General features: G+C 67.4%; 22 protein-coding genes. 9 read left to right on the forward strand and 13 right to left on the reverse strand.

Going from position 1 to position 26423, the window contains the following annotated elements:
* Nucleotides 1-86 precede the first annotated feature (86 nt).
* The gene (locus tag H0264_RS02010) at nucleotides 87-3344 is read right to left on the reverse strand and encodes an arabinosyltransferase domain-containing protein (RefSeq protein ID WP_181582383.1); all 3258 of its coding nucleotides are present in this window, start codon (nucleotides 3342-3344) and stop codon (nucleotides 87-89) included.
* A gap of 194 nt (nucleotides 3345-3538) precedes the next feature.
* Here H0264_RS02010 and H0264_RS02015 point away from each other — a divergent pair, with 194 nt between their 5' ends.
* A complete protein-coding gene (locus tag H0264_RS02015; RefSeq protein WP_181582384.1) occupies nucleotides 3539-5590 on the forward strand; it encodes a serine/threonine-protein kinase in 2052 nt (683 codons plus the stop codon).
* A gap of 27 nt (nucleotides 5591-5617) precedes the next feature.
* On the opposite strand, the gene H0264_RS02020 is transcribed toward H0264_RS02015, so the two are convergent.
* The 3 genes from H0264_RS02020 to H0264_RS02030 all read right to left on the reverse strand — a co-directional run bounded on the left by H0264_RS02020 (nucleotide 5618) and on the right by H0264_RS02030 (nucleotide 10284).
* Entirely contained in the window at nucleotides 5618-6169 is a 552-nt protein-coding gene (locus H0264_RS02020; RefSeq protein WP_181582385.1) for a dihydrofolate reductase family protein, read from the reverse strand.
* 96 nt (nucleotides 6170-6265) lie between these two features.
* Nucleotides 6266-8077 carry a DUF6541 family protein gene (locus H0264_RS02025; protein WP_181582386.1) on the reverse strand — a complete coding sequence of 604 codons (1812 nt, stop codon included), beginning with the start codon at nucleotides 8075-8077 and terminating at the stop codon, nucleotides 6266-6268.
* A 161-nt stretch (nucleotides 8078-8238) separates the two neighbouring features.
* Nucleotides 8239-10284 carry a galactan 5-O-arabinofuranosyltransferase gene (locus tag H0264_RS02030; RefSeq protein ID WP_181585222.1) on the reverse strand — a complete coding sequence of 682 codons (2046 nt, stop codon included), beginning with the start codon at nucleotides 10282-10284 and terminating at the stop codon, nucleotides 8239-8241.
* Between the two features lie 168 nt (nucleotides 10285-10452).
* On the opposite strand from H0264_RS02030, the gene H0264_RS02035 reads away from it, so the two are divergent.
* Genes H0264_RS02035 through H0264_RS02045 form a run of 3 tightly spaced genes read left to right on the forward strand, consistent with a single transcriptional unit; the run spans nucleotide 10453 to nucleotide 11140 of the window.
* On the forward strand, nucleotides 10453-10629 hold the full coding sequence (locus H0264_RS02035; protein WP_181582387.1) for a hypothetical protein: 177 nt from the start codon (nucleotides 10453-10455) through the stop codon (nucleotides 10627-10629).
* A complete protein-coding gene (locus H0264_RS02040; RefSeq protein ID WP_181582388.1) occupies nucleotides 10626-10844 on the forward strand; it encodes a hypothetical protein in 219 nt (72 codons plus the stop codon). Before H0264_RS02035 ends, H0264_RS02040 begins: the two co-directional genes overlap by 4 nt.
* Nucleotides 10841-11140 (forward strand): type II toxin-antitoxin system PemK/MazF family toxin, encoded by a 300-nt coding sequence (locus H0264_RS02045; protein WP_338040124.1) that lies wholly within the window; start codon nucleotides 10841-10843, stop codon nucleotides 11138-11140. Before H0264_RS02040 ends, H0264_RS02045 begins: the two co-directional genes overlap by 4 nt.
* Nucleotides 11141-11241: 101 nt before the next feature.
* On the opposite strand, the gene H0264_RS02050 is transcribed toward H0264_RS02045, so the two are convergent.
* Together H0264_RS02050 and H0264_RS02055 are read right to left on the reverse strand one after the other, a co-directional pair.
* A complete protein-coding gene (locus H0264_RS02050) occupies nucleotides 11242-12003 on the reverse strand; it encodes a decaprenylphospho-beta-D-erythro-pentofuranosid-2-ulose 2-reductase (RefSeq protein ID WP_181582390.1) in 762 nt (253 codons plus the stop codon).
* Complete coding sequence (locus H0264_RS02055) at nucleotides 12000-13478, reverse strand: decaprenylphosphoryl-beta-D-ribose oxidase (protein ID WP_181582391.1); 1479 nt, start codon at nucleotides 13476-13478, stop codon at nucleotides 12000-12002. The genes H0264_RS02050 and H0264_RS02055 overlap by 4 nt, the downstream gene beginning before the upstream one ends.
* 92 nt (nucleotides 13479-13570) lie before the next feature.
* Here H0264_RS02055 and H0264_RS02060 point away from each other — a divergent pair, with 92 nt between their 5' ends.
* The gene (locus H0264_RS02060; protein WP_231083834.1) at nucleotides 13571-14038 is read left to right on the forward strand and encodes a GtrA family protein; all 468 of its coding nucleotides are present in this window, start codon (nucleotides 13571-13573) and stop codon (nucleotides 14036-14038) included.
* A 25-nt stretch (nucleotides 14039-14063) separates the two neighbouring features.
* On the opposite strand, the gene H0264_RS02065 is transcribed toward H0264_RS02060, so the two are convergent.
* The 4 genes from H0264_RS02065 to H0264_RS02080 form a co-directional block, all read right to left on the reverse strand.
* The gene (locus H0264_RS02065) at nucleotides 14064-14684 is read right to left on the reverse strand and encodes a pyridoxamine 5'-phosphate oxidase family protein (RefSeq protein ID WP_181582392.1); all 621 of its coding nucleotides are present in this window, start codon (nucleotides 14682-14684) and stop codon (nucleotides 14064-14066) included.
* A 383-nt stretch (nucleotides 14685-15067) separates the two neighbouring features.
* Nucleotides 15068-15727: a Crp/Fnr family transcriptional regulator gene (locus H0264_RS02070; protein WP_231083835.1), complete on the reverse strand. Its 660-nt coding sequence runs from the start codon at nucleotides 15725-15727 to the stop codon at nucleotides 15068-15070.
* 24 nt (nucleotides 15728-15751) lie between these two features.
* On the reverse strand, nucleotides 15752-18142 hold the full coding sequence (locus H0264_RS38940) for an adenylate/guanylate cyclase domain-containing protein (RefSeq protein ID WP_181582394.1): 2391 nt from the start codon (nucleotides 18140-18142) through the stop codon (nucleotides 15752-15754).
* Between the two features lie 13 nt (nucleotides 18143-18155).
* On the reverse strand, nucleotides 18156-20339 hold the full coding sequence (locus H0264_RS02080) for a molybdopterin-dependent oxidoreductase (protein ID WP_181582395.1): 2184 nt from the start codon (nucleotides 20337-20339) through the stop codon (nucleotides 18156-18158).
* A 150-nt stretch (nucleotides 20340-20489) separates the two neighbouring features.
* On the opposite strand from H0264_RS02080, the gene H0264_RS02085 reads away from it, so the two are divergent.
* On the forward strand, nucleotides 20490-20981 hold the full coding sequence (locus H0264_RS02085; RefSeq protein WP_181582396.1) for a response regulator transcription factor: 492 nt from the start codon (nucleotides 20490-20492) through the stop codon (nucleotides 20979-20981).
* A 442-nt stretch (nucleotides 20982-21423) separates the two neighbouring features.
* Here H0264_RS02085 and H0264_RS02090 read toward each other — a convergent pair whose 3' ends face one another.
* A complete protein-coding gene (locus tag H0264_RS02090) occupies nucleotides 21424-21909 on the reverse strand; it encodes a hypothetical protein (protein ID WP_181582397.1) in 486 nt (161 codons plus the stop codon).
* 339 nt (nucleotides 21910-22248) lie between these two features.
* Here H0264_RS02090 and H0264_RS02095 point away from each other — a divergent pair, with 339 nt between their 5' ends.
* Together H0264_RS02095 and H0264_RS02100 are read left to right on the forward strand one after the other, a co-directional pair.
* Nucleotides 22249-22830: a DUF4282 domain-containing protein gene (locus H0264_RS02095; RefSeq protein WP_181582398.1), complete on the forward strand. Its 582-nt coding sequence runs from the start codon at nucleotides 22249-22251 to the stop codon at nucleotides 22828-22830.
* Between the two features lie 103 nt (nucleotides 22831-22933).
* Nucleotides 22934-23806, forward strand: a complete 873-nt coding sequence (locus tag H0264_RS02100; RefSeq protein ID WP_181582399.1) for a helix-turn-helix domain-containing protein — start codon at nucleotides 22934-22936, stop codon at nucleotides 23804-23806.
* Between the two features lie 51 nt (nucleotides 23807-23857).
* Here the strand turns inward: H0264_RS02100 and H0264_RS02105 are convergent, their stop codons facing one another.
* Nucleotides 23858-24271, reverse strand: a complete 414-nt coding sequence (locus H0264_RS02105; protein WP_181582400.1) for a MarR family transcriptional regulator — start codon at nucleotides 24269-24271, stop codon at nucleotides 23858-23860.
* Between the two features lie 59 nt (nucleotides 24272-24330).
* Between H0264_RS02105 and H0264_RS02110 the strand changes: the two genes are divergently transcribed.
* Nucleotides 24331-25833: an MFS transporter gene (locus H0264_RS02110; protein WP_420832030.1), complete on the forward strand. Its 1503-nt coding sequence runs from the start codon at nucleotides 24331-24333 to the stop codon at nucleotides 25831-25833.
* Between the two features lie 108 nt (nucleotides 25834-25941).
* Here the strand turns inward: H0264_RS02110 and H0264_RS02115 are convergent, their stop codons facing one another.
* Nucleotides 25942-26415, reverse strand: coding sequence for a cupin domain-containing protein (locus H0264_RS02115; protein WP_181582401.1), 474 nt, complete (start codon nucleotides 26413-26415; stop codon nucleotides 25942-25944).
* Nucleotides 26416-26423 lie beyond the last annotated feature (8 nt).

Raw genomic sequence — 26423 nt, forward strand, 5'->3', positions numbered from 1 at the left:
GAGATCGTCGAAGGTGTGGATCCCGGCCAAAAGCATGCCGGGATGACGGGCTGGGGTCCCGGGATGACGGGGTGGGGGCCGTCCCTCTACCGCGCCTTGATCGGGGCGTCCTTGGCGAGCCCGGAGACGGTTTCGACGGTCACCTTCAGCTCCGGACGAGGGCTGGCGTCGGGTACGTACGGCGTGAACTTCTCCAGCGAACCCCAGTCCCTATGCCAGTCGTCATCGAGGTACGACGGAATGGTCTGGGCCTTCAGCAGCAGGCCGGTCCAGCCGAGCGGTCCGCCGCCGATATCGTCCTGCCAGGCATTGGAGGCGTCCGAACCCACCCGGTCGGGCAGAATGCGCCATTCCGGCACCTCGGCCACCCCGTCGTGATGGTCGAACGGCCGCTGGCAGGGGAACGCCAGGCCGACATGCCAGTCCTCCAGCACCGGAGCCGTCTCGCCCACAACGGAATTCAGGGTGGCGAGCTTGGGCAGCCGCGGCGGCGTGATCGCCACCCACTGGCGCGGGGTGATGTCCCGGTCGTCCACGATCACGCGAACGGCATTGGCCTGCACCGGAATCTGATCGATGGGCACGCGCAGGTTCCGCCAGGACGGGTTCGGCCCGATGTCGATGGGCCGCAGTTTGGCGAGCTCGGTGAAGTTCCCGGCGTCGTCGCGATTGCCGAACTGCACCCACAGATCCTGTCCGTAGGTTTCGACCCCGTCCTTGTCGATGGACTTGATGCGTCCGGCGGCGGTCACCACCAGCACCCTGTAGGCCGGATCATCCCGCATGCTCTGGCTCAGATCGAGCCGGTACCACTGCGTGGTGAGGTGCGAAACCTGCTGCTCGTCTTCGCTGTAACTGCCGAGCACCGGCGTGCGGTCGGCCTGCAACCCGAACGGCAGGGAGACCGTGCTGCCATTGATCCCGGCCTGCTCGCTGGTCCCGCCGCCGGTCCCGGCCCCGGTGGTGTTGGTGGTCTTGTTGTCGGAGTCCTTGCCGACCGAGTTGGCCCCACCCATGACGGTTTCCTCGGCGTCGGCGGTGAGGTCGCTCGCCACGCCGTCGGGCGTGAATCCGGTGTTCTCCGCGGCCAATCCGTCGGCGGCCGCACCGGTCCACGGCTGCAGCAGCGAGTCCGCGGTATTCGTCTCCACCAGCACGTCGTCGGCGAGCGCGCACCGATTCCCGGTCAGCGCTTCGATATTGCCCTTGGCCACCGAGTACGCCGGGTACTGCGTGACCGCGCCCTTGGCCATGGACGCCACCTCGAACAGCACCAGCACGGCCGCCGCGATGGTGAGCGGCATGCTCGCGAACTTGTCGAACCCGCGCACCGGCTTCGGCTGCGTGTACGGCTCCCGATAGTGCTGGTAGGCGGCGATGAGCAGGCACAGCACCGCCAATCCCAGGAAGCCCGTGGAGAATCCCTTGCCGGCGATGACCGGCGCCTTGTCGAACCACGGCACCCCGTAGCTGGACACGTACCACCAGCCGTTCGGCCCGGTGAACGTGATGGCCAGCAGGAAGAACACCGCCGCCGCGAACAGCGTCCGATTGCGCGGCGACCGAATCCCGTTGACCCCCACCGCGACCGCGGCCAGCGCCGCCACCGATCCCGCGAGCCCCGCGTACACGCCGAAGTGGTGCGTCCACTTGGTGGGCGTGAACATCATGAGGAACAGCGACATGAAGATGATGCCCAGAATCCGCGTCGACGGCCCGCGCGAAGTCCCCGGAATCCGCCCGTTCTTGCGCAGCATGACGGCCACGCACACGATCAGGCACAGCAGCATGGCCAGAATCCCGAACCGGCGTGCGAGGGACCCGTCGGGGGAGAGCATGAGCAGCGAATCCCAGCGCGTGCGCTCGTCGAACCAGGCCACATTCGGCCCGACCAGGGTGCGCACCCGGGTGGCCTCCATGACCGTCGCAATGGTCTGATCCGCGAAAACGACGACCAGCACCAGGGTTCCGGCCGCCACGCCCGGCGCGAACAGCGCCCCGAACCGCAGCAGCGCCGACCCCTGTCCCTGGGCGCGCTTGATGATCACCTGCAGCACCGGCCGCGACCCCGCGACCAGCGCCGCGATGCAGATGAGCCCGGTCGGCCCGGCCGCCAGCGAGAACGCCGCGATCAGCACCGCCAGCGCGGCGGGCAGCAGACGTCCGGTGGCAATGGCCCGTTCGATGGAGCACCAGGTGAGCAGCGCGCCCGCCGCGATCAGCGGTTCCGGCCGCAGGCCGTTGTCGTAGGGCAGCCACGCGGCCAGGAACACCAGCCCGGCCGTCCAGACCGCCACATTGTCGCGCCGCACGCGAGAACCCAGCCGCGGCAGCACTTCCCGGCTGATCACCAGCCAGCAGGTGATGCCGGCCAGCAGTGCGGGCAACCGCATCCACGGGCTGGCGTCACTGATCCGCGTCATCCACGCGAGCACCTCGTACGGCCACCCGAACGGCGCTTCGGCGACGCCGAACCACCGGTAGTAGTTGGCCATGTACCCCGAATCCTTCGAGGCCCGAGCCATATTCAGGATGTAGCCGTCATCGGAGGTGTTCGCGCCGATGACATGCCAGACCAGCAGCGTGCCCACCACCACGACGTCGGCGAGCCGGATGCGCCACCAGTGCGCGGGCAGGAATCGGCGCGGCTTGCGACCGTCGGAGGTGTCGAGCATGTGCAGGGCCAGCAGCGCGATCACCGTGAACAGCACCGCGCCGATAATGGCGAGCCGCTTGATCAGGCTGGGGCTGGAGCTGAATCGGGCGTCGATGTGAACTTCGGCGTGCGCGGTGCGAATCTGCTCGGTGGACAGGTCGGTGAACATCCCGACCACCTGCGGCCGACTGTCCCCGTCGACGCCGCCCTTGATCGCATCGGCTTCCCCGGCGGCCCCGACGACCTCGACCCGCGTCGCGGTCGCATCGGAGTGGATGAGGATCGTCGAGAAATCGACCAGCTTCGATTCCGGGACCGACACCAGCGGGATGTTGCGCACCAGCACCTCGACCAGACGGCCCTGCTCGGGGTCGTCCGCCAGCCGCACCACCAGGCCCTTGTCCACGGCCTTGCCGGACGCGGCCGGCACAGTGGAGAACACCGTCGTCCCGCTCGGCAGGCCCGCGCCGAACCACATGCTGCTCGGCAACTGCACCGACATGTCCAGCGGCACATAGGAAACCAGCGGCGCCTCCACGCTGGCGGTGGTGCCCTGCGGCCACACCAGTGTCGGCCGATCCTGTTTCACGGGCAGGATCGGCGTGATCACCGCCAGCAGAAATCCGAGTAACCCGGAGATCAGGGCGATGAGGCGGATGCGGTGGAACGCTCGGGTGTCTGCGCGCACGGTCCCCGACTCTATTCCGCCGCCACGCGAGTTTTGCGCGCGGCCGAGTGCGACACCGATTCCGGCCGAACCCGGTGCGTCACCCGGATCTCGCGAGATCGCTGTTCCGAGAGTTGGCCGGATTCACGGATCTACGTCAGGATGGTGTCATCCGAACTGGGCGAGGGGCCGGGCCGGAGGAACACGAGGATCCAATGAGCGAATTGCGGCCGGGCGAGGTGATCGCCGGGTATGTGATCGCGCGTCGAATCGGTGCCGGCGGCGCGGGCGTGGTGTACGCGGCCCGCCATCCCCGCCTGCCGAGAGTGACCGCCTTCAAGGTCTTGAAGCGCGACGACTACACGGTCGACGACGACGCCTGGCGGCGCTTCGAACGCGAAGCCGATATCGCCGCACACTTCGACCACCCGAATATCGTGCAGGTGTACGACCGCGGCCTGGACGCGGACCGCCTGTGGATCTCCATGCAGTACATCGACGGCACGGACGCCTCCGAGCTGAAAGGTCTTGCCCCCGAACGCGCCCTGCGCATCGGCGCGGAGATCGCCGCCGCCCTCGACTACGCACACGGCAAGGGCGTCCTGCACCGCGATGTGAAACCCTCCAACATCCTGCTGGCCGCCCCCGACAACGGCCGCCCGGAACGCGCCCTGCTCACCGACTTCGGCATCGCCCGCCTGCACGACGAGACCACCGCCCTCACCCGCACCGGAAACATCTCCGCCACTTTCGCTTTCGCGTCCCCGGAGCAGGTCTCGGATCAGCCCCTCGGCCCGCAATCCGACCAATACTCGTTGGCCTGCACCCTTTTCGTGCTCCTCACCGACCAGCGCCCCTTCAGTGCGAACAACCCCCTCGGCTGGGTGCACGCCCACACCATGAAGCCGCCCCTGCGCATTTCCCACGTGCGCCCCGACCTTCCGGCCGCGCTCGACCCGATCCTGGATCGAGCCCTGGCCAAGGAACCACAGCACCGCTACGCCACCTGCGTGGAGTTCCTGCAGGCGGCCGTGAACGCCTACTACGGCGACTCCGCCGTCACACCCACTGCACAGTCCGTGATCCCGGCCGATTGGCAGGCGACTACACAGGTGACTGCGCCCCTAGGGGTTTCGCGGCAATCCGACCCCTCACAGCCATCCACGCCCGCGGTGTCGTGGCCGGGGAACTCGATATCCGGGGCGACGCCTCCTGCGAGCGGGCCGACGACCTCGATGCCCGGTTCGCCGATACCGGCCGCCGCCGGGCCCCCTCCGGTGCATCCCGATGGTGGTCGGCGAAATCCCGCACAGCCCAGCCGCTTCCGCACGCGCGTCCTGGTCCTCGTGGCGGTCGCCGCGTTGGCCGTCGCCGGGGGTGTGGGGGCCGCATTCCTGTTGCGCGACAAGGGGTCAGCCGCCCCGCAGGCCGTGCCGGACAAGTTCCTCGGCACCTGGCTGGCCACCGAAGGCAAGACGAGTTATCGGCTGGTGGTGCAGCAGGGCAAGCCCGGCGACACCGTGCTGGCCAGCACCGTTGACGGGGTGCTGGGCAATGGGGCCGGTTTCCACTGTGAGTTCTCCGCGCCGTTCACCGAGGCTCCCGCCGGGGGTGAACGCCTGCTGGTCGGCCAGTCGGAGATCATCACCAGCACGCCCTCGAACGCGTGCAAGGCGAATGCGCCCACCACGCTGAACCTGCTCGAAGACGGCCGCCTCAGCCGCAAAACCGATGTGAGCGGGCTGATCACGTACAGCCGGGCCGCAGACCTGGCGCAGTCGTGGGGCGAGCATTCCGCCATCGCGCAGGCGTTCCCGAGCCTGGTGGGCAAGCTCGCCGCGTCCGGCCGCTCGGTGGGCTGGCAGGGGGCGTCCTGCCTGAAACGGGATCCGAGCCCTACCGATGCCGCGACCGCGCAGGGTGCGCGCCGCATTCTCTGCAATCCGAGCGACGATTCCGGCCAGGTGCGGTTCGACTTCTTCGATTTCGGCGCACGGCCGGCCCAATCCGCCGCAGCCATGTTCTTCGACGGCACGGCGAGCACCACGACCGTCACCCACCCCGATGTGGCCGGTGAGCTCACCATCCTCACCGAGCCCGGCGTGAATCGGGCGACGCAGGCCGACAGCGACGCGAACCGCATCCTGATCGCAATCACCTTCCCCGACAGTGATTTCCGATCACGATTCGTCCTCGTCGTGCGCTGGCCGGGTCACACCGTCGACGACGTATTGAACACCTGGCTGGCGGGTGCGCCGCTGAAATAGGTTCCGGCCCTGCGGTTTCGGCGGCGTTCAGCCCCGGTAGCGCATGAGCACCACCCCGGACCGGAAGGCCCGCGCCTCGGCGAGCCGCAGCCGCGGCAGCATCACCCCGTCCGGAAACAGCCGCGCCCCCTGCCCGAGCACCACCGGATGCTGGAACAGCCGGAACTCGTCCACCAGTCCGGCCGCCACCAGCGAATGCACCAGCGTGATGCTGCCCGTGCACACGATGTCCTCGCCCGGCATGGATTTCAGCAGCCGGATCTCGTCGACCAGCGGCCCGCGCAGCACGGTGGTGTTCTCCCACTGCGGATCCCCCATGGTGTGCGAGGTGACGTACTTGTCCACCTTGTTCAGATAGTCGGCCACCCCGGTGGTGTCCCCGGTCTGCACGGGCCAGTACCCCCGCATCTCCTCGAAGGTGACCCGCCCGAACAGCACGGCGTCGGCCGCTTCGAACTGTTCCCGCACGGCCTCCACCTGGTCGCTCTCGTCGGGCCCCTCGGCGACGGCGAACCAGCCGCCGGTCGCGTCGATGACCCCGTCGAGGGTGATGTTCTCGGTGACGATCAGATCTCGCATGGTTCGAGCCTCCGAATCACATAGTCGGTCATGGACTAGGACGGGGCCCGCGATCCGAACTCATCGTTCGCGCCGAAGGAATTCTGTTGTGCCAGTTCAGGCGAGTCCGCGGACGTCCCACAGCCACACGCCGTCGACATACCGCGCGGGGATGCCGAGCAGTTCGTCCACGGTTCGCCGCAGTACGTCGGCATGGTCGGTGGGCGGCAGCACCACCACATCGGCCCGCCAGAACCGCAGATCGTCCAGCGCCTGCCGCTGTTCGGCCGCGGTGATCACCGGCACCTGATCCGCCTGCTGCGCCTTGGTGAGCAATGCGGCGGTGGGCCGCGCGTCCGGCCCGTAACTGCCCTTCTTGTCGTTTCCGGTCGGCCCCACGAAATAGCCTCCGGCGAGCGGGAATTCGAAACCGGAATCGACCTGCCAGCGCAGCGCGCGAGCATCCGGCGGCGAGGGTGGCGGCGCGATCACCACCGAGCCACCCGAAACATACTGCCGCACAGTCCCATCGGTGAAGAACGCCGGTGTCGGCGCACGCTGCACCACCGGCAGGATGGTCGGCGTGAGCGGCAGCAGCGCCAGGAACAGCGCCGCGAACCAGCCCAGCGGCCGCCAATCCGTCGCGGATTCCCGCCAGTAATCCACGGCCCGCTGGGTGGCGACCGCGAGTATCAGCGCGATGGCCGGTATGGCCGCCATGGTGAGCCGCGACTCCAGCACCGTATTCAGCAGCGGCACATGCTCCATCCACGACCACGGCAGCGTGATCCCGGTGTCGTCCTTGCCGATCACCAGCGTCGATCCCAGCGAGAGCAGCGTGAACACCGCGATCACGGCTGCCGCGGCCCGCACGATGCGCTCCCGCCACAGAAAGGCCACGGTCACCGCGACGAGCAGCAGCAGCGGCCACCCGAAATACGAGTTCTCCTCGGTCGGATTGATGGCCACGTTCTGGCCGTGCAGGAGCAGGCCGCCCAGTGATTCCGAAGGGAACTGGAACAGCGCTTTGAGATCGTTGCCCATCGGCCCGTGATCGATGGAGCGATACGACTGCGGGCCGAAGAACTGCCACCACAGCGCAATCGCGGTGCACGCCAGCGTGATCAGTCCCGCCCACAGCACAGTCGGCGTGACAGCTCGCACGGCCCGCATTCCCGTGCGCGGCGAATGCAGGTAATACACAACCGTGAACAGCCCGAAGGCCAGCGCGAAGATCAGCAGTGGTTCTTCCCCGAGCGCGATCTGCACCGCCACAAGCAGACCGAGCACGACAGCATTCCGCACCCGCCGCGCTTTCCGCTCCGTGCCCGTCCGTTTCACCATCCGGATGAGCTGCAATGCGATCACCGGAAGCAGCGCCAGCACAACGAAATTCGGATGAGCGTTGGCGTGCGAGATCATGGCCGGCGCGAACCCGCAGACCAAACCTCCCACGGCCGCAGCGAATTTCGACGACACGACCTCGCTGGAGAACAGTCGGTACCAGGCGAACGCCGATCCGAACAGCCCGAGCGTGAGCACGAGCACGAAAGTGACAGTGGGACCGAACAACAGCGTTACCGGCGTGAGCGGCACACTGACCCCGAACATGGCCGTATTGGCCATCATGTTCACGCCGTCCGGAAAGTTCTGCAGATTCGTCCCCAGCGGATTCTCCAGATGCGCCACGCTGTGCGCGGTGACCGCGAAGAACCACTCCCACATGGTCTGGTCCTGACCGCTCTTGATCAGGTAGCCACTGCCCGGATGCCGCCACTGTCCCGACAGCACGAGTATCGCGAGCGTGAGGTAGACGGCGGCGACGGCGACATCGGCTCGCGCATATCGCAGCCGTCCGGTGAATCGCTGTAGCCGAGTGGATTCAGCGGGTGTGATGGTCCGATTGGACCGATCGAGTACTTCAACCATCGCCCGGCCACGCTAGTGCGTGTGGCTGAGCGTCCCCTGGCAAGTCGCTGAGTTATCCACAGAAACGGGCCTCAATCCACAGATTCAGACCCGTTTCTGTGTATAAGTGACCCTTGTCTCGTTGTCTGATATAGACATTCGTGACCTGAGTCACAGCTTCGTTAGCGTCGCACCACGAGCGTGAACGGCCCGATATCGGTCACCTGGAAGCGCGCATCCTCGAACAGCGCCTTCGGGAACGCCACCGTGAACCGCTTCACGTTCGGATCGTTCGGATACACGTCCTCCGACAACCGCAGCGTGTACTGATCCCCGGCATTCCGGAACAGGAAGGCGTCCGGCGCCCGCCACGGGCACCGCTGCAACGCCTGGATCAACTCCTCCGGCGTCTTCAACCCCGCCCACCGCTTGATCTCCGCGGTACGCCCGGGGAAGTCCGCGAGGGGATTCGCGTAATGCGAAGTGAGCGCCTGGAATCCGTAGTACGGGTAGATCGCCAGGAAGCTGGTGTCCGCGGTCAGCACCACACTCGCGTCCCGTGGCCGCCCGGTCTGATCCCGCAGCGCCGCATCGATTTTCGCGTAGTGCGACACAGCGGAAGGCGGCCGCTTGTCCGCCCGCACCCCATTCCCATCGGTATCGGTGTATGCCGTCGTGATTTCCGCATCCAGCACATGCGGAATCTCCTGACTGAACGCCACCGCCCCCAGCACCGCCACCGCGGCCACCACCGGCCGCATCCTCTCCGGCTCGTTCAGCACCTGATAGACGGCCCGCGCCCCCTCCACGAACCCGAATGCCCCGGCAGCCGCCAGCAGCGAATACAGGATCGGCTCCAACCGGAACGACAGCAGCGTGGTCCCCGCCGCCGTCGCCGTCATCGACAGCAGGCTCCAGAGATAAACCGCCACAACCCCGATCGCCAGCGCCTGCGCCCGCCGCGAACTCCCCACCCGCAACACCAGCCAGATGGTCCCGATCAAACAGAACGCCCCCACCAGACTGAACTGGAACATCGGCAGCGCCAGCTCCGACCCGGTCTCCGGCAGGTAGTGGAACGCCGACCCACCCGCGAACGACGCCTCCCCGCGCAGGAACTTCACCAGGAACGGCATCCACACCGTCAACGCCAGTACGCCCGCGACGGCCCCGATCGTGATGAGCCGGACCAGGATCGGCCACAACTCCGCCCACGCGCCCGGCACCACCGCACTCGGCGTCGCCGCATCTCCGGTCTGCCCGCCCGCCGTGCTCCTGGCCGCCGCGTCCCGATGCCGCTGTGTCCGCAATGCCCGCCGCCGCTCCCGCAGCATGAGCGCGGCCGCGATCAACGCCATCAGGCACACCGAGAACACGGCCACCACGAAGTACAGCGTGTAGAACGCCGCGGACAGCCCGAGGAAGAGCCCGACGCCGATGACGGCCCCCCAGCCGCCCGCCGTCCGTGTCTCGGAATCCTCGTGGGTCTCACCGGCTCCCGCGAGTACCGTGCGTGCCGTCAGCGCTGCGGGCCGATGCAGCGCGCCCCACGCCAGCACCAGCGCGGGCGCGAACAGGAGCACCAGCACCGCGCCATAGGCTTCGGGCGCGCCGTAGGCCAGGGTCACCGCGGTGGTCGCGGCCGCCACCGCGACCGCCCAGTCGGCGCGAATCAGGTTGGACCACAACACGTATGCCACAACCGCCGCCACCGCCAGCGCAATGATCGCGTACGGCTTGAACGCCTCCCACCCGGCCATCCCGGTCAGGTTCGCGAACCGCCCCCCGAACCAGAACCACCCGGCCGGATAGAACGGCGGCAAATCGATGTAGTTCATATCGTGCAGCGCCGCACTGTCGGTCAGCCGCGTCAAATACTGAGTCCGGAACTCCTGATCCACGGACATCCCGAACAGATACAGCTTGGTGGCCGCCAACGGCATCCCCAGCGTCACCGTCACAAACCCTGAAAGCCCGCCCCAAGCCAGCACTTTCGCCACCCAGGGCCACTTCTTCACCCGAATCAGCCAGATGGCCGCGACCAGCATCCCCAACGCGACAACCTGCCCCACAGTCGTCAACGCTCGCAACACATTCGACGCATTGAACGCAGGCCACTCGACAGTCGAGAACGCCACCAGCCCCACCCCGGCCACAACAGCAGCGACAACCGCCCCGAGCACAGCCTCCCCAGCCGCACTCCCCGCCTGCCGCAGCAACGGCGTCATCCGGCTGCCACCCTGTCCACTCATTCGCACTCCGCCTCCGGGTTCGTGACCAAGGACCGCCGGTCAGCCTAGTCAGTCCGCCGATCCCCGCATCACCACCCGCGCCGCCGGGCCGCGGACGTATCTTGGCCATGCCGCACGCCAACCGCCGACGTCAGGATGACAGGAATGTCCGAGCACCAGGTTGATCGCGAAATGTGGGAGCAGTCGAAGGCTGTCGACGCCATGCTCGGGATCACCGAGGAGTGGATGTACAACGAGATTTGCTTGCGCGACGCGATTCGTGCGGAGTTCGCACTGAAGGGCCGTATCGACGATACGATCACGGGTAGTATTCACCCATGAGGACCACGGAAAAACTCACGGTCACCGTGGCAAAACCGGTGGCTGGGGCCGCACGGGCCGAAGCCGAGCGAAGCGGTGAAACCTTGTCCGCGTTGACGAATGCCGCACTGCGTGAATATCTGATTCGGCGCGCCGTCGCCGACGAGCCCGAGACCGATCGCGAGTGGCTAGAGGCCGCCGCCAGGACGATTGTTGAGGACGAGGCTGCCCGGTGAGGCGCGGGCAGGTTTGGCGCGTGCTCATACTCGGCCGTGTCGAACGCATCGTTCTGGTGGTCGGACACGACACTGTCTCTGAATCACGCAATGACGTCCTCTGCGTTCAAGTACAGCAAGCCGCAGGAAAGGAATCGCTGCTCGCGGTGCACGTGAGCAGTCCGGTCGAGGGATTCGCGCGCGCGGTGACAGTGGCCCCGATACCGAAGACGAGTTTTGTCGAGCAGCTCGGCCAGCTCGATGCGATGGTCATGGAGCAGGTCGACACTGCCCTGCGCGCGACACTAGATCTTTGACGTGATCGATCAGCGCGGTTCATACGTCATACCGCGGCGGTAGTCATCTACGCGAAGAAGGGTGGCCGGATGGGCCACCCTTCTTGTCGATTGCGTTGTTCCTAGACCGGCAGGCGGCGGAAGATCACGCGGGGGATGTGGCGCAGGATCGCCATCACGATGCGGATCTGGCCGGGGGCCCAGACGATTTCCTTGCCCTTGGCGGAAGCCGAGACGGCAAGGGCCGCAACGTCTTCCTTATTGATGGTGAGGCCGTTCTCCTTGGCGTGCGCGGAGAGCTTGGTGCGCACCATGCCGGGGCGGATGACCGTCACGCGGGGGCCGAAGGGGGCGAGGGCTTCGCCGAGGCCGAGGTAGAAGCCGTCCAGGCCGGCCTTGGTGGAGCCGTAGACGAAGTTGAAGCGGCGCACGCGCTCACCGGCCACCGAGGACATGGCCAGGATGCGGCCGAAGCCCTGCGCCTTCATCTTCTCGCCGAGCAGCACACCGACGGAAACCGCTGCGGTGTAGTTGATCTCGGCCATCATGACGGCCTTGCGCTGGTCCTGCCAGAAGATCTCGCCGTCGCCGTCGATGCCGAAGGCCACGATGGCGATGTCCACGTCGCCGTGCGCGAACGCGGCGTCGATCACCTTGGGGTGGCTGTCGGTGTCGAGCGCGTCGAAGTCGATGACCTCGACCTCGGAAGCGCCGGCGGCCTTGGCGGTGGCCACGGCCTCGTCGCGCAGCGGGTCACCCGGGAGGGCGGCCAGCACGACGCGCGCCGGGCCCTTCTTCAGGTACTCGGCCACGATCGCCAGGCCGATCTCCGAGGTGCCGCCCAGCAGCAGAATGGATTGCGGGTTTCCTACCGCATTGATCACTGGAGCTCCAGCCTTCTCGCCATATCGGACATGAAAACGCCTGTGGGATCGACATTCCGGCGGATCTTGATCCACTCGTCGATCCGGGGGTACATCTTGTGGAAGGTCGCCGCGTCGGTGCGCGAGTCCTTCGCGGTGTACAGCCGCCCACCGAATTCCAGTACCCGCCGATCCAGGTCCCGAACCAATTCGTTCAGGCCGGGGCGGACCGGGAAGTCGACGCAGATGTTCCAGCCCTCCATGGGGAAGCTCAGCGGCGCCTGGTTTCCGGGGCCGAAGAATTTCAGCACATTGAGCGCGGAGTAGTGCCCGGACTTCTGGATATCGATGATGATCTTGGTGAATTCGTCCAGCGCCTCGGGCGGCAGCACGAACTGGTACTGCACGAAACCCGCAGGTCCGTACGCCCGATTCCACTCCGACACCACATCCAGCATGTGGTAGAACTGCGTCAGGTTCATGACCTTGCCGGTGTAATTGCCACCGAGCGCGTAGTACGCCTCCCCGACCATGCCGAGGGTGTACTTGTTCGCCGAGATGCTCGGGAAGATCGGCGGCACCGTCAGCAGATTCGGGGCGTCGAACTTGAGCGGGTTCTTGCGCAGCTTCTTCGGCAGCTCGTCCAGCTTCGCCAGCCGGCCGCGAGACACATTGGCGCGCCCCAGCTTCGGCGGACCGGAGATCACGTCGAACCAGGTCGAGGAGTACGTGTAGTTCTCCTCCGAGCCGTCCTTGTGCACGGCGATGGTCTCGTCCAGCGTGCGCGTCTTGATGCCGTCGGAGATGAAGTACGCCGTCTCGGTGGGCGTCATCTCGATGGTGGCGCGCAGGATGATGCCGGTCAGGCCATTGCCGCCGACCGTCGCCCAGAACAGCTTGGCGTTCTTCTTCGGCGTGATGTGCTGCACCTGGCCGTCGGCGGTGAGCAGGTCGATGGACCGCACGTGATTGCCGAACGACCCCGCGCTGTGGTGGTTCTTGCCGTGGATGTCGGAGCCGATGGCCCCGCCCACGGTCACCTGCCGGGTGCCCGGCAGCACCGGCACCCACAGCCCGAACGGTAGCGCCGCCTTCATCAGCTGGTCGAGGCTCACGCCCGCGTCCACGTCGACCAGGCGGGAGTCGCGGTCGATGCGGTGGATGCGGTTCAGCGGCGTCATGTCGACGACCAGGCCGCCGGCGTTCTGCGCGTGGTCGCCGTAGGAGCGGCCGAGGCCGCGCGCGATCACACCGCGCCGCAGGTGCGCGGGCTTCGAGTCATTGTCCTCGGCGACCATGGCGACCGCCTTGGCGATCAGCTCGGGGTCACTGGTGGAGAGAACTTCGGAAGTGGTGGCTGCGGTACGACCCCATCCGGTGAGGCGGCGGGTCTGCGTCGGCAGCTCGTACGAGCCGCTCGACGCTGTGTCCGCGCCCTCGCCCGCCGGTTTCTGCTCGGCGGCGGCCGTGGTGGTGGTCTGAGCTTTCGTGGACATCGGGATAGAGGCTACAGGCATAACCGGCTCGCGGCTTGTGTCCTCAGTCCCTGGCACCACGCCACACCGGTGTGGCATTACTCTCGTGCGTTGTGACCGCAGCGGAACCCCATCTGCCCCTCCCGCCCGAGCTGCCCCTGGTCGACGAGCCGGGCGGCACGGATGTGGACCTCAAGACGCAGATGATCCGCTTCATCCTCACCGGTGGGTTCTCCGCGATTGTGGACCTGGGGCTCTACACCCTGCTGTTCAAGGTGTTCGGGGTGCCGCTGCCGGTGGCCAAGTCGATCAGCTTCATCGCGGGGACGACCACGGCGTATCTGATCAACCGGCGCTGGACCTTCAAGGCCGAGCCGAGCCGCAAGCGGTTCATCGCGGTTATCGCGCTGTACGCGGTCACCTTCGCGCTGCAGGTCGGCATCAACCAGATCTGCTACTACGCCATCCCGTCGAGCTGGGCGGAGTCGGTGCGTCTGGTGTTCGCCTTCTGCGTGGCCCAGGGCACCGCCACCGTGATCAACTTCATCGTGCAGCGCGCGGTGATCTTCAAGATCCACTGACTCCTGCGCTGAGTCCGGTACTCACTCAGTACTCGACGAGGGCGCGGGCCTCTTCCTTCGCACGGAAGTAGTCGCCGCCCTTGGCGCGGACATTGTCCGTACCCCACTGGCGGGCTTCGCGGACCGCGGGGACCAGGTGCGGAATGTGCTTGCGGCAGTGGATGTAGGCCTCTTCGATGTCGACCACCACCCAGCGTTCCGGCTGGCGGCCGCGTTCGTGCTGGGTGGGTAGATCGGGGACGCAGCGGCGCATGAGGGTGTCGTCGACGATGCGGGCGGTGCCGTTGATGTGCAGGCCGATGAGATCACGCACGAAATCGATCATGAGAATGCCGATGTGCGGGTTCTCCAGCATGTTTCCGAGACTGGCCATGACGCCGTTGCCGCGGTACTCGGGATAGGCGACGGTGCGGTCGTCCACCACGTGCAGGAATCCGGGGGTGCCGGCGCGGAAGCTGGAATCGCATTCTCCGTGTTTGTCGGAGGTTGCAATGAAGGCCATATCCATCCGGCGAATGAAATCGATCATGTGCTCGTTGAGTCGATTCCGGACTTGATCCTCGTAGAAGCGGTCCGCCCGTTCTTCGGTGCCGTACCGCTGCTGGAGTTCCCGTTCGCCGTCGCTGCCGTTTCTGATACCGGGCATCGTGCGCCCCCTTTGGTAGCTGAATACCGGATGGAAGAGGCTCGGCCACGAACATCGGCCATCCGAAATCCTATACGGTTTAACTATTTTGGTGTGGCGAATGCGTGAACCGGCCTAATTGCCCTGGTAGGGCGATGTCGACTGGTGCCGGACAAACCTTCCCGACGGAGGATCCTCCCGGATGAAATCTTCCACAAGGGACTTTCGTCGTTTAGCTAGGGAAATGCTGATCTTGATTAGGGTTGCTAACGGGGGAGAAGTGGGCGAGTTCCCTAGTGGGAGTGCTGTTTTCGCACTCCTGAAAAGTCCCTTTTGCATAGTTTGACCGGGTTGTTGCCGGCCGTCATCCCCCTAGCGGCAACCGATCATGAGGCCGCCCGCGGCTATCGCGCGCGCCGCTCCAGCCGTGCGCGATCCAGCACCGTCACCGATCCGCGGCTCAACCGGACCACACCCTGCTCCTCCAGTTCGCGCAGCACCTTGTTGGCGGTGGCGCGGGTGGTGCCCGCCATGGACGCCAAATCCTCCTGGGTGAGCCGGATTTGGGCGGGTCGCCCGTTCTCGTCCCCGTACACCCGCGCCAGATGCGACAGCCGCCGCAGCACCCGCGTCTCCACCGGCAGGTACAGCGCCTCCAGCACCGAGGCCGACAGCCGCCGCACCTGCGCCGCGAGCGAATTGGTCAGAAACCGTTCCACCTGAGGATGTTCCGCGCGCAACCGTTCCAACTGCACGCGATTGAGGGTGAGCGTGGCGGCGTCGGTGACCGCCACGATGGTCGCGGTCCGGCGCGCGTCCGGGCTCAGAAGTGCCTGCTCGCCGAACATTTCGCCGGGACCGAGGATGGTCAGGGTGGCGGTGTGCCCGAGGGGCGTGGTCACCCGCACAATCAACCGACCGGTCGTGATGAGATGCAGGCAGTCGCCGGGATCGCCCTCATGACAGACGATATCGCGCCGCCGGAACCGGCGCGGCGTGCACGCGGCGATGAACTCCCGCTGTTCGTTCGGCGAAAGCGCGTCCAGCAGTTCGAATTGCGTCACCCGGGAACCTCTCCGACTCATGCCTCAGCGCAACGCGACCAGTCGGTACACCGTCACCGGAAGGCTCTTGCCCTTGATATCGAAATCCCCCAGGCATTCCGTATCCGCCCGCGCCCCCAGCCGCTCCCGCGTCACCGGACCCACCACCACCGTCCCCGGCTCCGCCAAACCCTCCAGCCGCGCAGCCAGATTCGTCGTATCCCCGATGGCCGTGAAATTCCGCATCTCCCGCGCCCCCACATTCCCCACGATCGCGGGCCCGGTATTCACCCCCACCCGGAACATCGGCCACTCCACCCCGTGCGCCCCCGCCCGCTCCCGCACCGCCGCCGTGGCCCGCTGCAACGCCAGCCCCGCCCGCGCCGCCCGCACCGCGTGATCCCGTTGCCGCACAGGCGCATTGAAGATCGCCATCACCGCATCACCCACGAACTGCACCACGGTCCCGCCCTCCGCCAGAATCTCCGGCACGATCGCCCCGTAGTACGTGTTCAACATCCGCATCACCTGCACCGGCCCCGCCTTCTCCGCGAACGGCGTATACCCCCGCAGATCCGCCATGAGCACACTCACCTCGTGCACCTCCCCACCCAACCCCGCCTGCGACGGATCGGCCAGCAGCGCGGTAGCCACCGCGGGCGACATGTACGACCGGAACAACCCGTCCAATTGCTGGCAGAGCCGGGCGTTCTCGAGCACCACCGAGGTCTGCGCCGCGAACGACCGCGCCACCGCCTGCTCGGCCGGCCCGAGCCCGGCAGCGCCATACTCGTGATAGACAGCCAACACCGACGCACCGCCCTCCGGCCCCGCGGGTGGACGCTCGGTGTGGAAGCCGCTCCCACCCTCCTCCGCGGAAGTGGCGGGCCGCCACCCGAATCCACGTCGCGCCCGCCCGCCCCCGGGACCGGGCACGGGGCGCGCGGTTCCGAGACCAGGCGAGTTCCCGGGACCGGGCGCGACTCCGGGAGCGGGCACCGTGCGCGCGGGTGCGGTCGGCAGCGCCGGACCTTCGCGCGGTCCGTCCACGCCGAGCGAACGATGCGCCGCTGTAACCGGTCCCGGTGGGTTGGCGCTGCCGGCCGGTGGGTGCGGCACCGCGGTGGCGCCCACCGAAGTCGTGGTTCCGGTAGTGCCGCTCCCAGCCGTGCCGCTCCCGTTCGCACGGGTCAATTCCAGCACGCCGGTGTGAATTCCCTTGACTGTCAAGGGGAATGCGAAGGCTGCCGGGTTGGGGTGGCCGCCATCTTCGAAGATCAGTCGTCCGCCGGACAGCATGCCGATGCGGACGGTGTCATGTTCGAAGGCGTACCCCGCGAGGCGCTGGATCTCGGTGACGAGCTGGCGTTCACCGCGAATCACGCTGGCGCGCTCGCCGACTGCGACCAGCGCGCCGAGGCGGCGGACCTGTTCGCGCTCGTTGCCGAGTGCGCGAGCGCTCTGCTGGAGCACCGCCAGCTGCCGTTCGGTGAGACCGAAGCGGCGCGAAAGACGCTGGCCCACCGCGCCGAGCGGTTCGTCGGCGGGGACGCCACCGGCGGCGCGCTGGGAGAGGGCGGTCATCATCTCCTCGAGAGCGCTGGCGTAGTCCCGTTCCATGGCGGCGACGGTGCTGCGCAGGGTGACGCTGTCGAAGAGGCCGCGCACCGAGCCCTCCTTACGGAAGGTGCGGTGCGCGCTGACCGCGATGAGCGCGAAGGCCAGACCCAGCAGCACATGCCACTCCCACCAGCTGACCCGCCAGCTGCGGCCGAAGCCGACTGCGAACAGGGCCTCGGCGAGCAGCAGGAACGCGGTCAGCACGCTCAGCACGACCGTGCCGCGATTACGCAGGTACAGGTAGGCGTAGCGGATCGCGGCGGCGACGTAGCAGGCCGCCCCGAGGAAGGCCGCCGCCTCCAGCGGGCCCTGCACCTCCGACGGGTCCGGGACCGCGTCGAACGGCGGCACCCGGGTCAAGGACAGCAGCGCCCACGCCGACATGACCGTGATCGGCAGGGCGGCAAGCACTCCCGTGTACTTGTGGATGCGCGCGGTGGGACCGTACTCGACCGCCGAAGCCAGCGCCGCGAAGCCGCCCAGCACCATGCCCACCGGGACGGCCGTCGTGAACCCCACATTGGCCGAGGGCAGGATGACGCCGGGCGTCGCCAGCGCGTGCAGCGCCAGGAAGCCGGCGTTCAGCTGGAAAACCAGTGACACCAGGATCAATCGCATATCCCGGTGTGTGCGGGCGGCCCGCAGCAGCAGCACTCCCAGTGCGAGCGAGAGCAGCGCCGCGCCGAGGATCAGCCAGAAATGCACGCCCTGGTGCATGTATTCGTGGTCCAGGTGCGGATTCGCGACCAGCACCCACAGCCCGATCGCGGGCAGCGCGACATGCACCGCCCACACCAGTATTCGAATAGCCGACATACCTTCACCAGGTTCAAGCGGGCGTGAGCGTGACGGGCACACCGTTGAACACGGCATTGCCCGAAGGCGCGTCCACGAGCGAATCATCGGTCAGCACATTGGCGTTCACGCCCGCGTGCTCGCGCGCCACCGCCTGCGCACTGTCGGAGTGCCCCCAGCCGTGCGGCAGGCTCACCACGCCCGGCATGATGTCCTCGGTCGCCTCCACCGGCACGGTCAGCGTCCCGGCGGCGGACTTCACCACCACCTGCCCGTCGATGCCGAACCGCGCCACATCATCCGGATGCATGTGCAGCGTGCAGCGGTTCGATCCGCCCACCAGCGGCGCCACATTGTGCAGCCAGCTGTTGTTGGATCGCAGCTGCCGCCGCCCCACCAGCACCATCTCCGGCGCGGCAGCGCGCAACCGAGCCCGCAGCCGCGCGACATCATCCAGCAGTTGGCGGGGTGCGAGCTCGACCTTCCTGCCAGCGGTCCGCAATACCCCGGGCAGCCGCGGCTGCAATGGCCCCAGATCGATACCGTGCGGATTGTCCAGCAGCACTTGCAGATTCAGCGTGCCACCAGCCCACTCACCGTAGGGGCCGAGCTTCAGCATCATGTCGATGCGCTGTTCGGTGGTGTTCTCGCCGAGCAGCTCCGTGCGGCGATCCGCCATCCCGGCCTTGTGCAGCGTTCCCGCGATGACGATCTCATCGACGACGGTCAGCGGGTCCAGGCCGGGCGTGGGTTCCTGGCCGCTCACCGCGAGCGCGAGCCGTGCGATGACCTCCGCCTCGGAGAGGTTGTCACCCAGCGGCACCAGCGGTCGCGAGTAGCGGGCGTAGTTGTGCACCGCGAACTGGAGCAGCGCGAAATCGTAGTGCGGCGCCTGCACGATGCGCGGCGGCGGCAGGATCACGTCGGCGTGGCGGGTGGTCTCGTTGAGATAGCGATCGACGCTGACCATGAACTCCAGATCGGCGAACGCGGCATCGAGGCGCGAGCTGCCGGGTGCGGACAGCACCGGGTTCCCGGCGACGGTCACCATGGCGCGGATCTGGCCGTCACCGGGCGTGCTGATCTCGTCGGCGAGCGTCGCGACCGGGAATTCGCCCATGGCCTCGGGCAATCCGCGCACCCGGCTGGCCCAGCGGCCGGTGCGGAAGGGCCGGCTGCGCACGATCCCCAGCGCCGCGCCGGTGGGGAACATGGCTCCGCCGGGCGAGTCGAGATTGCCGGTGAGCACATTGATCACATCCACCAGCCACTGCGTGAGCGTGCCGAATTCGGCTGTGCACGTGCCGATTCGCGCGTAGACCGCGGCGGTGGGCGCGGCCGCGAGTTCGCGGGCCAGCCGCATCACGGTCTCCGCCGGGACCCCCGTCCGCGCGGCCACCGTCTCGGGCGTGAATTCGGCTGCGGCGGCGCGCACTTCGTCGAGACCCTCGACCTCGACGCGCACATCGGTGAGGTTCTCCGCGAACAGCGTGTGCACGATCCCGAACAGCAGGTACGCGTCGCTGCCCGGCCGGACGAACAGATGCTCGTCCGCGAGCTTCGCCGTGCGCGTGCGCCGCGGATCCACCACCACGAACCGCCCGCCGCGCTGCTTCAACGCCTTCAACCGTCCCGGGAAATCCGGTGCGGTGCACAGCGATCCATTGGATTCGAGCGGGTTCGCGCCCAGCATGAGCAGGTAGTCGGTGCGATCCAGATCCGGCACCGCCACGGTGAGCGGATCGCCGAACATGAGCCCGCTCGACACCTGCTTGGGCATCTGATCCGCCGTGCTCGCCGAATACAGGTTCCGCGTGGCCAGCGCGCGGATCAGCAGCGGCACATACAGCGCCCCGGCCACCGTGTGCGCGTTCGGATTTCCCAGATACAACCCCACGGCCTGATTCCCGTGCGCGCGGGTGATCTCCGGCAGCCGCTCCCGAATGATCCCGAACGCCTCGTCCCAGCTCACGGCCCGCCAGGAATCGGTGGCCCGATCCCGCACCATGGGCGCGGTCAGCCGGTCCGGATCCTCGTCGAGATGCCCGAGCGTCGCCCCCTTCGGGCAGAGGAATCCGCGACTGAACGGATCGGCCTGATCACCACGTATGGCGGTGATGTGATCGGCACTGTCCAGGGTGACTTCGAGTCCGCAGACCGCCTCGCAGAGCGGGCAGGTGCGCAGCAGGGTCCGGCTGCTATCCGTGACGGGGGTCATACCCCATAATCGCCCGCCGCCTCGAAAGGCGAAACAGGAAGCCATCATCGGCCCGTCACGTGCCGCGTTAACCGTCTGTGTCGGCAAGCCGACACACCCCGCGTTCCCGTGCGGACAGACCTCGAACCGATTCCCGAGCAGGCTTGCGACATGCGGTTTCTGGATCGAACACAAGCCCTCGACGCACTGCGCGAAGCCTGGGAGGACGTAGCCGCCGGCACCGGCTCGGTGGTCGCCCTGACCATCGCCGGCGAACCCGGCCTGTTCGTCCGCGTCGCCGACACACCCCCACCGGCTCCGGTCGCCAACCCCCACCACCTCACCACCCGCCAACAGGACGTCCTGGATCTGGTCTGCGCCGGCCTCACCAACGCGGAAATAGCGGATTACCTGGTGGTTTCGGTCCGCACAGTGGACCACCACGTCTCCGCCATCCTCCGCAAACTCGGGGTAGCCAATCGTCGCGCCGCCCGCGCTCTCATCCTCGACACCCACCCGATCCCACTCCGCCCCTCCGGCAATCCCACCCGCCCCAGAGTCCCCGCCACACACCACAATTCACGCCCCCTCCGAGTCCTCCGCAACACCGAGGAACTCTCCCGCCGCATAGCTGCCCTCACCGAGCGCAACGGCGCAGCCTGACAGCAAAAAACTGAGCGGCGGGACGAAATACGTCCCGCCGCTCAGGCGCGTCCAGGCAGTGTGAGCCCGCCCTCCGCGGCGCTCGGCGGCAGAGCCTCCGAGGCTCGGGGAATGAGGCGCCCGCCCCGACATCACCCGCCTGTGGACAATCGTCGCCGTCGGCGGTCGCGCGCTTGCTCGGGGGTTCGGGGGCGGAGCCCCTGAGGGCGTCGGGGAGTGAGGTCGCGCGTTTGATCGGGGGTTCGGGGGCGGAGCCCCTGAGGGTCTCGGGAGTGAGTCTCCCTCTGCCCCTGGGGGTTCGGGGGCGAAGCCCCTGAGGATTCCTGGAGTGGGCTGGCGTTATGTCCAGTGCCGATTATTTTGCAACGTTTTCACCCAGATACGGCGAAACCGCGGGTGCCGGGGAAGCACCCGCGGTTTCGCGGTCTCAGGACTCGAGCAGTCAGGAAGCCATGCGCGCCTTCACCGGCACGCCCTTGGCGGCGGCGCGGACAGCGGCGGAGATCGCCACCACCGGCGGCACCCAGCGGGCTTCGTGCGGCGCGACGGCCCAGGAGGCGTGACCCTCGGGCCCGGTGGCGACGCGGCTCGGCGGCAGCGGGATGCCGGCGCCGTCGGCGTGCACGATCACGCCGGAGGCGCGCAGCGCCTCGATCGCCATGGCGGCCTTGCGGACGCCGGTGACCAGGTGGATCTCGCGGCGCTCGGCGCCCGGGATCTCGATGACGGGCCCGGTGAGGTCGTTGGCCCGCAGGAAGCGGCGCACGAAGGCGGCGGTGTCGCCGGTGACCTCGATGCCCGCGATGTCCCCATCGGTGATCAGGCAGATCCCGTTGGCCGTTTCGGCGACCGTCCATCCGCGCTGCATGTACTCCTGCGCAGCCGCGCTGACGGAAGACGAAAACGTCGTACGCACTGGTTTCTCCATTCCCCGGTAGATCTAGATCCTGCTCTGTGCGGGGTATCGGAACCTGACGTCCGATCCGTTACAGGTTCTTTTTCCCGTGTCAGCTGTTTGTGCCCACAAAAGAGACCGTTCGTCGTTGTAGCTGACCCAGCAGTGCCGGCGGCGCATCTGTGACACTCGCGCGCCGGCCGTTCTGCCTGCGACGACGCCGTCAAGCTGGGTATCGCGCGGGATGCGGTGGTTCGTAACGCGTCAGCGGGGAAGTGTTCTAGAACACACCCCGGTCCCCTGTGCCCACGGGTGCGGCACCGGTGACACTTCGCATGCCGAAAAGGTCTGCGGGGAGAGGAGATCGTCGCCATGTCCGATCAATCGGGCAGCAGTGCACCCGAACTCGAGGAGTTCGAGGAGCTCGAGACCGAAGGCCGCTGGGCCGCTTTCAAAGACGCCGCCACGCGGCGCATGTCGAGACGGGTTGCCGAGGAGGCTGCGGAACCCGAGCCACCGGTCGAACCCTTCGCCAGCCCAAGCGCTTTCGGCTCCTGGGCGGCCGACGCGGCCCGTGCGCTGCTGGATGTGCAGTTCCAGCGCGCCGCCACCCGCACGCTGCTGCCGCTGACCTACATCCTGGGCCTGGTAGCCGCTTTCGCGGTGCCGATCTCGGCGACGGTGCTGCTGTGGCGGATTTCGGGCGTGCTGGCGGTGCTGTTCGCCGTACTGCTGGCCGTTCCACTGGGTTTGACGATCGCGGCCACGGTGCGCCTGCTGCTGGAGTTCGTGCTCAACGCGTCCCGGCTGGCCACCCGTGTGGAACATATTTCGGAAATGGGTGACGACCTTTTCCAGGCCCTCTCGGATGTGGCCGAACCGGTGAGCCAGCTCTCGGAAGATGTTCGCTCCGTGCAGTTCTGGCGCTATCGCAGGCGTCCGGCACGGAAATAAGGGCCGGCAAAGGAAAGATCATATCCGGCGCACCCCGACGCGTGTCCATGGAATCACGAGACCGCCTGTGCAACAATGCGATCGCACACACAAGGGGGATTGAATGGCTTTACCGCAGGGGATTACCGGTTCCACCATGCCGCGCCGACAACTCGGCCGTCACCTGCGCGATCTGCGTAATCGCGCCCGGATGACGACCCGGGTGGCCGCACAACGGCTGGAATGGTCCGAGGCCAAGATCTGGCGCATCGAGACCGGCCAGACCTCGCTGCGCAGCCTGGATGTCGAAGCCATGTGCCGGATCTACGGGGCTCCCGAGGACGCCATCGAACCGCTCACCGCCCTGGCCCGGGAAACCAAGGCGCGCGGCTGGTGGACCGAGTACAGCGACGTCATCGACGAGGGCTACGAGGTCTATATCGGCCTGGAGGAGGCCGCGGCCAAGCTCACCAGTTACGAGAACGAGCTGATACCAGGGCTTTTGCAGACCGAGGCGTACATGCGCGCGGTGCTCGCGGTCGCCTACCCGGGCATCTCGCCGGAGCAGATGGACCGCCGGGTGCGCGTCCGCACGGCCCGGCAGGAGCTGATCACGCGCGCCGAGAACCCGCTGCAATTGGATCTGGTGATCTCCGAAGCCGTGCTGTGGCATCGCATCGGCGGCGAGGAGGTGACGGCCGGCCAGCTGGACCGGTTGCGCAAACTCGCGGAACTGCCGAATGTGCGGCTGCGCGTGGTGCCCGCCGAGTGCGGCTACCACCACGCCATGGATGCCGGGCGCTTCGTGCTGCTCGAATTCCCGTCCGCGGCAGGCGATCCGACCGAGCCTCCGGTCGTGTACGTGGAATCCCTCACCGGCGCGGCCTATCTCGACAAGGAGCACGACGTGGAGCGCTACCGGGAGGCGTTCGCGGCCACGGCCAAGCTCGCGGTGGACGCGCTGCCCACCATCGAGACCATCCGCGACTCGATCTGAGCGTTGAAATCACTGTGCCCCGGTGCGAACAGCGCTGGGGCACAGGTCGTTTCAGCCGAGTGACTGCTCCAGCACCGCGCGGTGCGTCGGCGCGGCCTGCTCGTACACTTCGCGCCCCTTGTCGGTGAGGCAGACGAAGATCGCGCGCCGGTCCTCGGTGCAGAGTGTCCGGCTGACCAGTCCGTCGCGTTCCAGTCTGGCGACCGCGCGGGAGAGCGCGCTCTGACTGAGGTAGATGTCGTTGGCCAGATCGCTCATCTTGTAGCTCTCGCAGCCCGCGTCGATGAGGCGGTCGAGAGTTTCGAATTCGCTGAGCCCGATGTGGTGGCGGCCTTGCAGTTCCTTCTCGAGGGCGCAGGAGGTCGTCGCGTGCCGGGCCAGCAGATCGCGCCATTCGGCGACCAGTCCGGGGGCTCCCGTGCGGGGATCCGTCGGCTGCTCGACAGACGTTGTCGGCTTCGGCATGACCAGATCCTAGTCGGTGCCGTCAAACTATGCAAACGCATTTAATGCTTGTGCATTTGATGCGTGTGCATGTACTGTCCGATCTCGTGACTTCCACCGAGACCCTCCGCTCCTCACTGGGTTCCGCCGCGGCTGATTCCTCGCAGTGGCCGATCCGGTTGTGGGGCATGCTCATCACGCTCTGCATCGTGCTCTTCCTCGACGGCCTCGACGTCTCGATGATCGGCGTGGCGCTGCCGTCCATCGGTTCCGAACTCAACCTGGAGACCTCCACCCTGCAGTGGCTGGTCAGCGGATACGTCCTCGGCTACGGCGGCCTGCTGCTGCTGGGCGGACGCACCGCCGACCTGCTCGGACGCCGCAAGGTCTTCCTCATCGCCCTCGCGGTCTTCGCCCTCGCCTCGCTGGCGGGCGCGCTGGTCAGCTCCGGGCCGCTGCTCATCCTGACCCGCTTCATCAAGGGCCTGGCCGCCGCCTTCACCGCGCCGACCGGCCTGTCCATCATCACCACCAACTTCGCCGAGGGACCGGCGCGCAACAAGGCGCTGTCCATCTACACCGTGTTCGGCGCCGGTGGTTACTCCATGGGCCTGCTCTTCGGCGGCCTCATGACCGGTCTCGGCTGGCGCTGGACCTTCCTGCTCCCGGTCCCGATCGCGCTGGCCGCCCTGGTCGCCGCCTTCTACCTGGTGCCCAAGGACAAGCCGGCCGAGGAGGGCGGCCACGACCTGTTCGGCGCGCTGCTGTCCACCGCGGGCATGCTGCTGCTGGTCTACACCGTGGTCACCGCACCCGAGGTGGGCTGGACCTCGGCCCGCACCCTGGGTTCGTTCGTGGCGGTCGTCGCCCTGTTCGCGGCCTTCGTCGCGGTCGAGAAGCGCGTGCGCTACCCGCTCATCCGGCTCGGAATCCTGAAGAAGGGCACGCTGGTTCGCGCCAGCCTGGCCATCATCGCGGTCGGCGGCTCGTACTTCAGCTGGCAGTTCATCACCACGCTGTACCTGCAGGACACCCTGGGTTGGTCGCCGCTGAAGCTGGCCCTGGCCCTGCTGCCGGTGGGTCTGCTGGTGGTCGCCTCCGCCTTCGTCTCCGACAAGCTGGTCGACCGCTTCGGCACCGGGCCGATCATCGCGATCACCATGGTGATCATGGGCATCGGCTACCTGCTGTACCTGCGCATCGACACCGCACCGGACTACCTGACCGTGCTGCTGCCCGCCGTGCTGCTGGTCGGCATCGGCTGGGTCGGCTTCCCGGCCATCAATATTCAGGCCACCAGCGGTATCGACGACGACGAGCAGGGTCTGGCGGCCGGCGTGCTGCAGACCGCCATGCAGGTCGGCGCGGCCATCGTGCTCGCGGTGACCACCGCCATCGTCACCTCCGGCGTGCACACCGACGCGAGCCCGCAGGCCATGCTGGACACCTACCGTCCGGGCCTGGAGTTCGCTGCCGGAGTCGCCATCGTCGGCGCGCTGGTCGCCCTGAGTGTGTTCCTGCCCAAGCGCACCCGTCGCGCCGCGGCCGAGAAGCGTGAGCTGGAGGTCGAACTGGTCGGTTAGCACCACGACCGTCCGCGCCGGGCCTGCTCCCTCATCCTGGCCCGGCGCGACGGTTTCTCCGAAAAGCCCTGGGGCGCACCGAGTCGGTCGGTGCGCCCCAGGGCTTTGTCATAACCTGACGTAGATCGAATCGCTCGAATCGGCCAGTGCCGGCACGGCCGGACCCATTCCGAACAGGACGAACACCGCTGGTTCGGTGGCTTCGGGCAGTGCCCCGTCGTAGTGCGGAGTTCCGGCGCGGCGCACCGAGAACTCGCCCGCCCGCATCGGAATGGTCTGTGCGAGATCGATTTCCGCGCCCGCGCCGACCGTCCACACGCCGGACGACACCACCGCGAATCGATCCACCTCGTAGGTGTGCGGCGCACTCATCCAGCCCGGATACCAGCGCGCGTAGCAGGCGTAGAACTCCGGCCGCAGGTACGAGCCGATCAGCGGAGCCATCTCGAACGACCGCTCCGGCGCGCCGGGCGCGGGCCGCCACTCCGCCTCGTCCGGTCCGACGACGGTGGTGCCCAGCCCGGGAATCCGGCCGGTGATGTCGATGCCGAGCGCATCCGGTGGGCGAACTCGTTTGGCCATACAGCCAG

This window comes from Nocardia huaxiensis, assembly GCF_013744875.1.
In the GTDB taxonomy this organism is placed as follows: Bacteria; Actinomycetota; Actinomycetes; order Mycobacteriales; family Mycobacteriaceae; genus Nocardia; species Nocardia huaxiensis.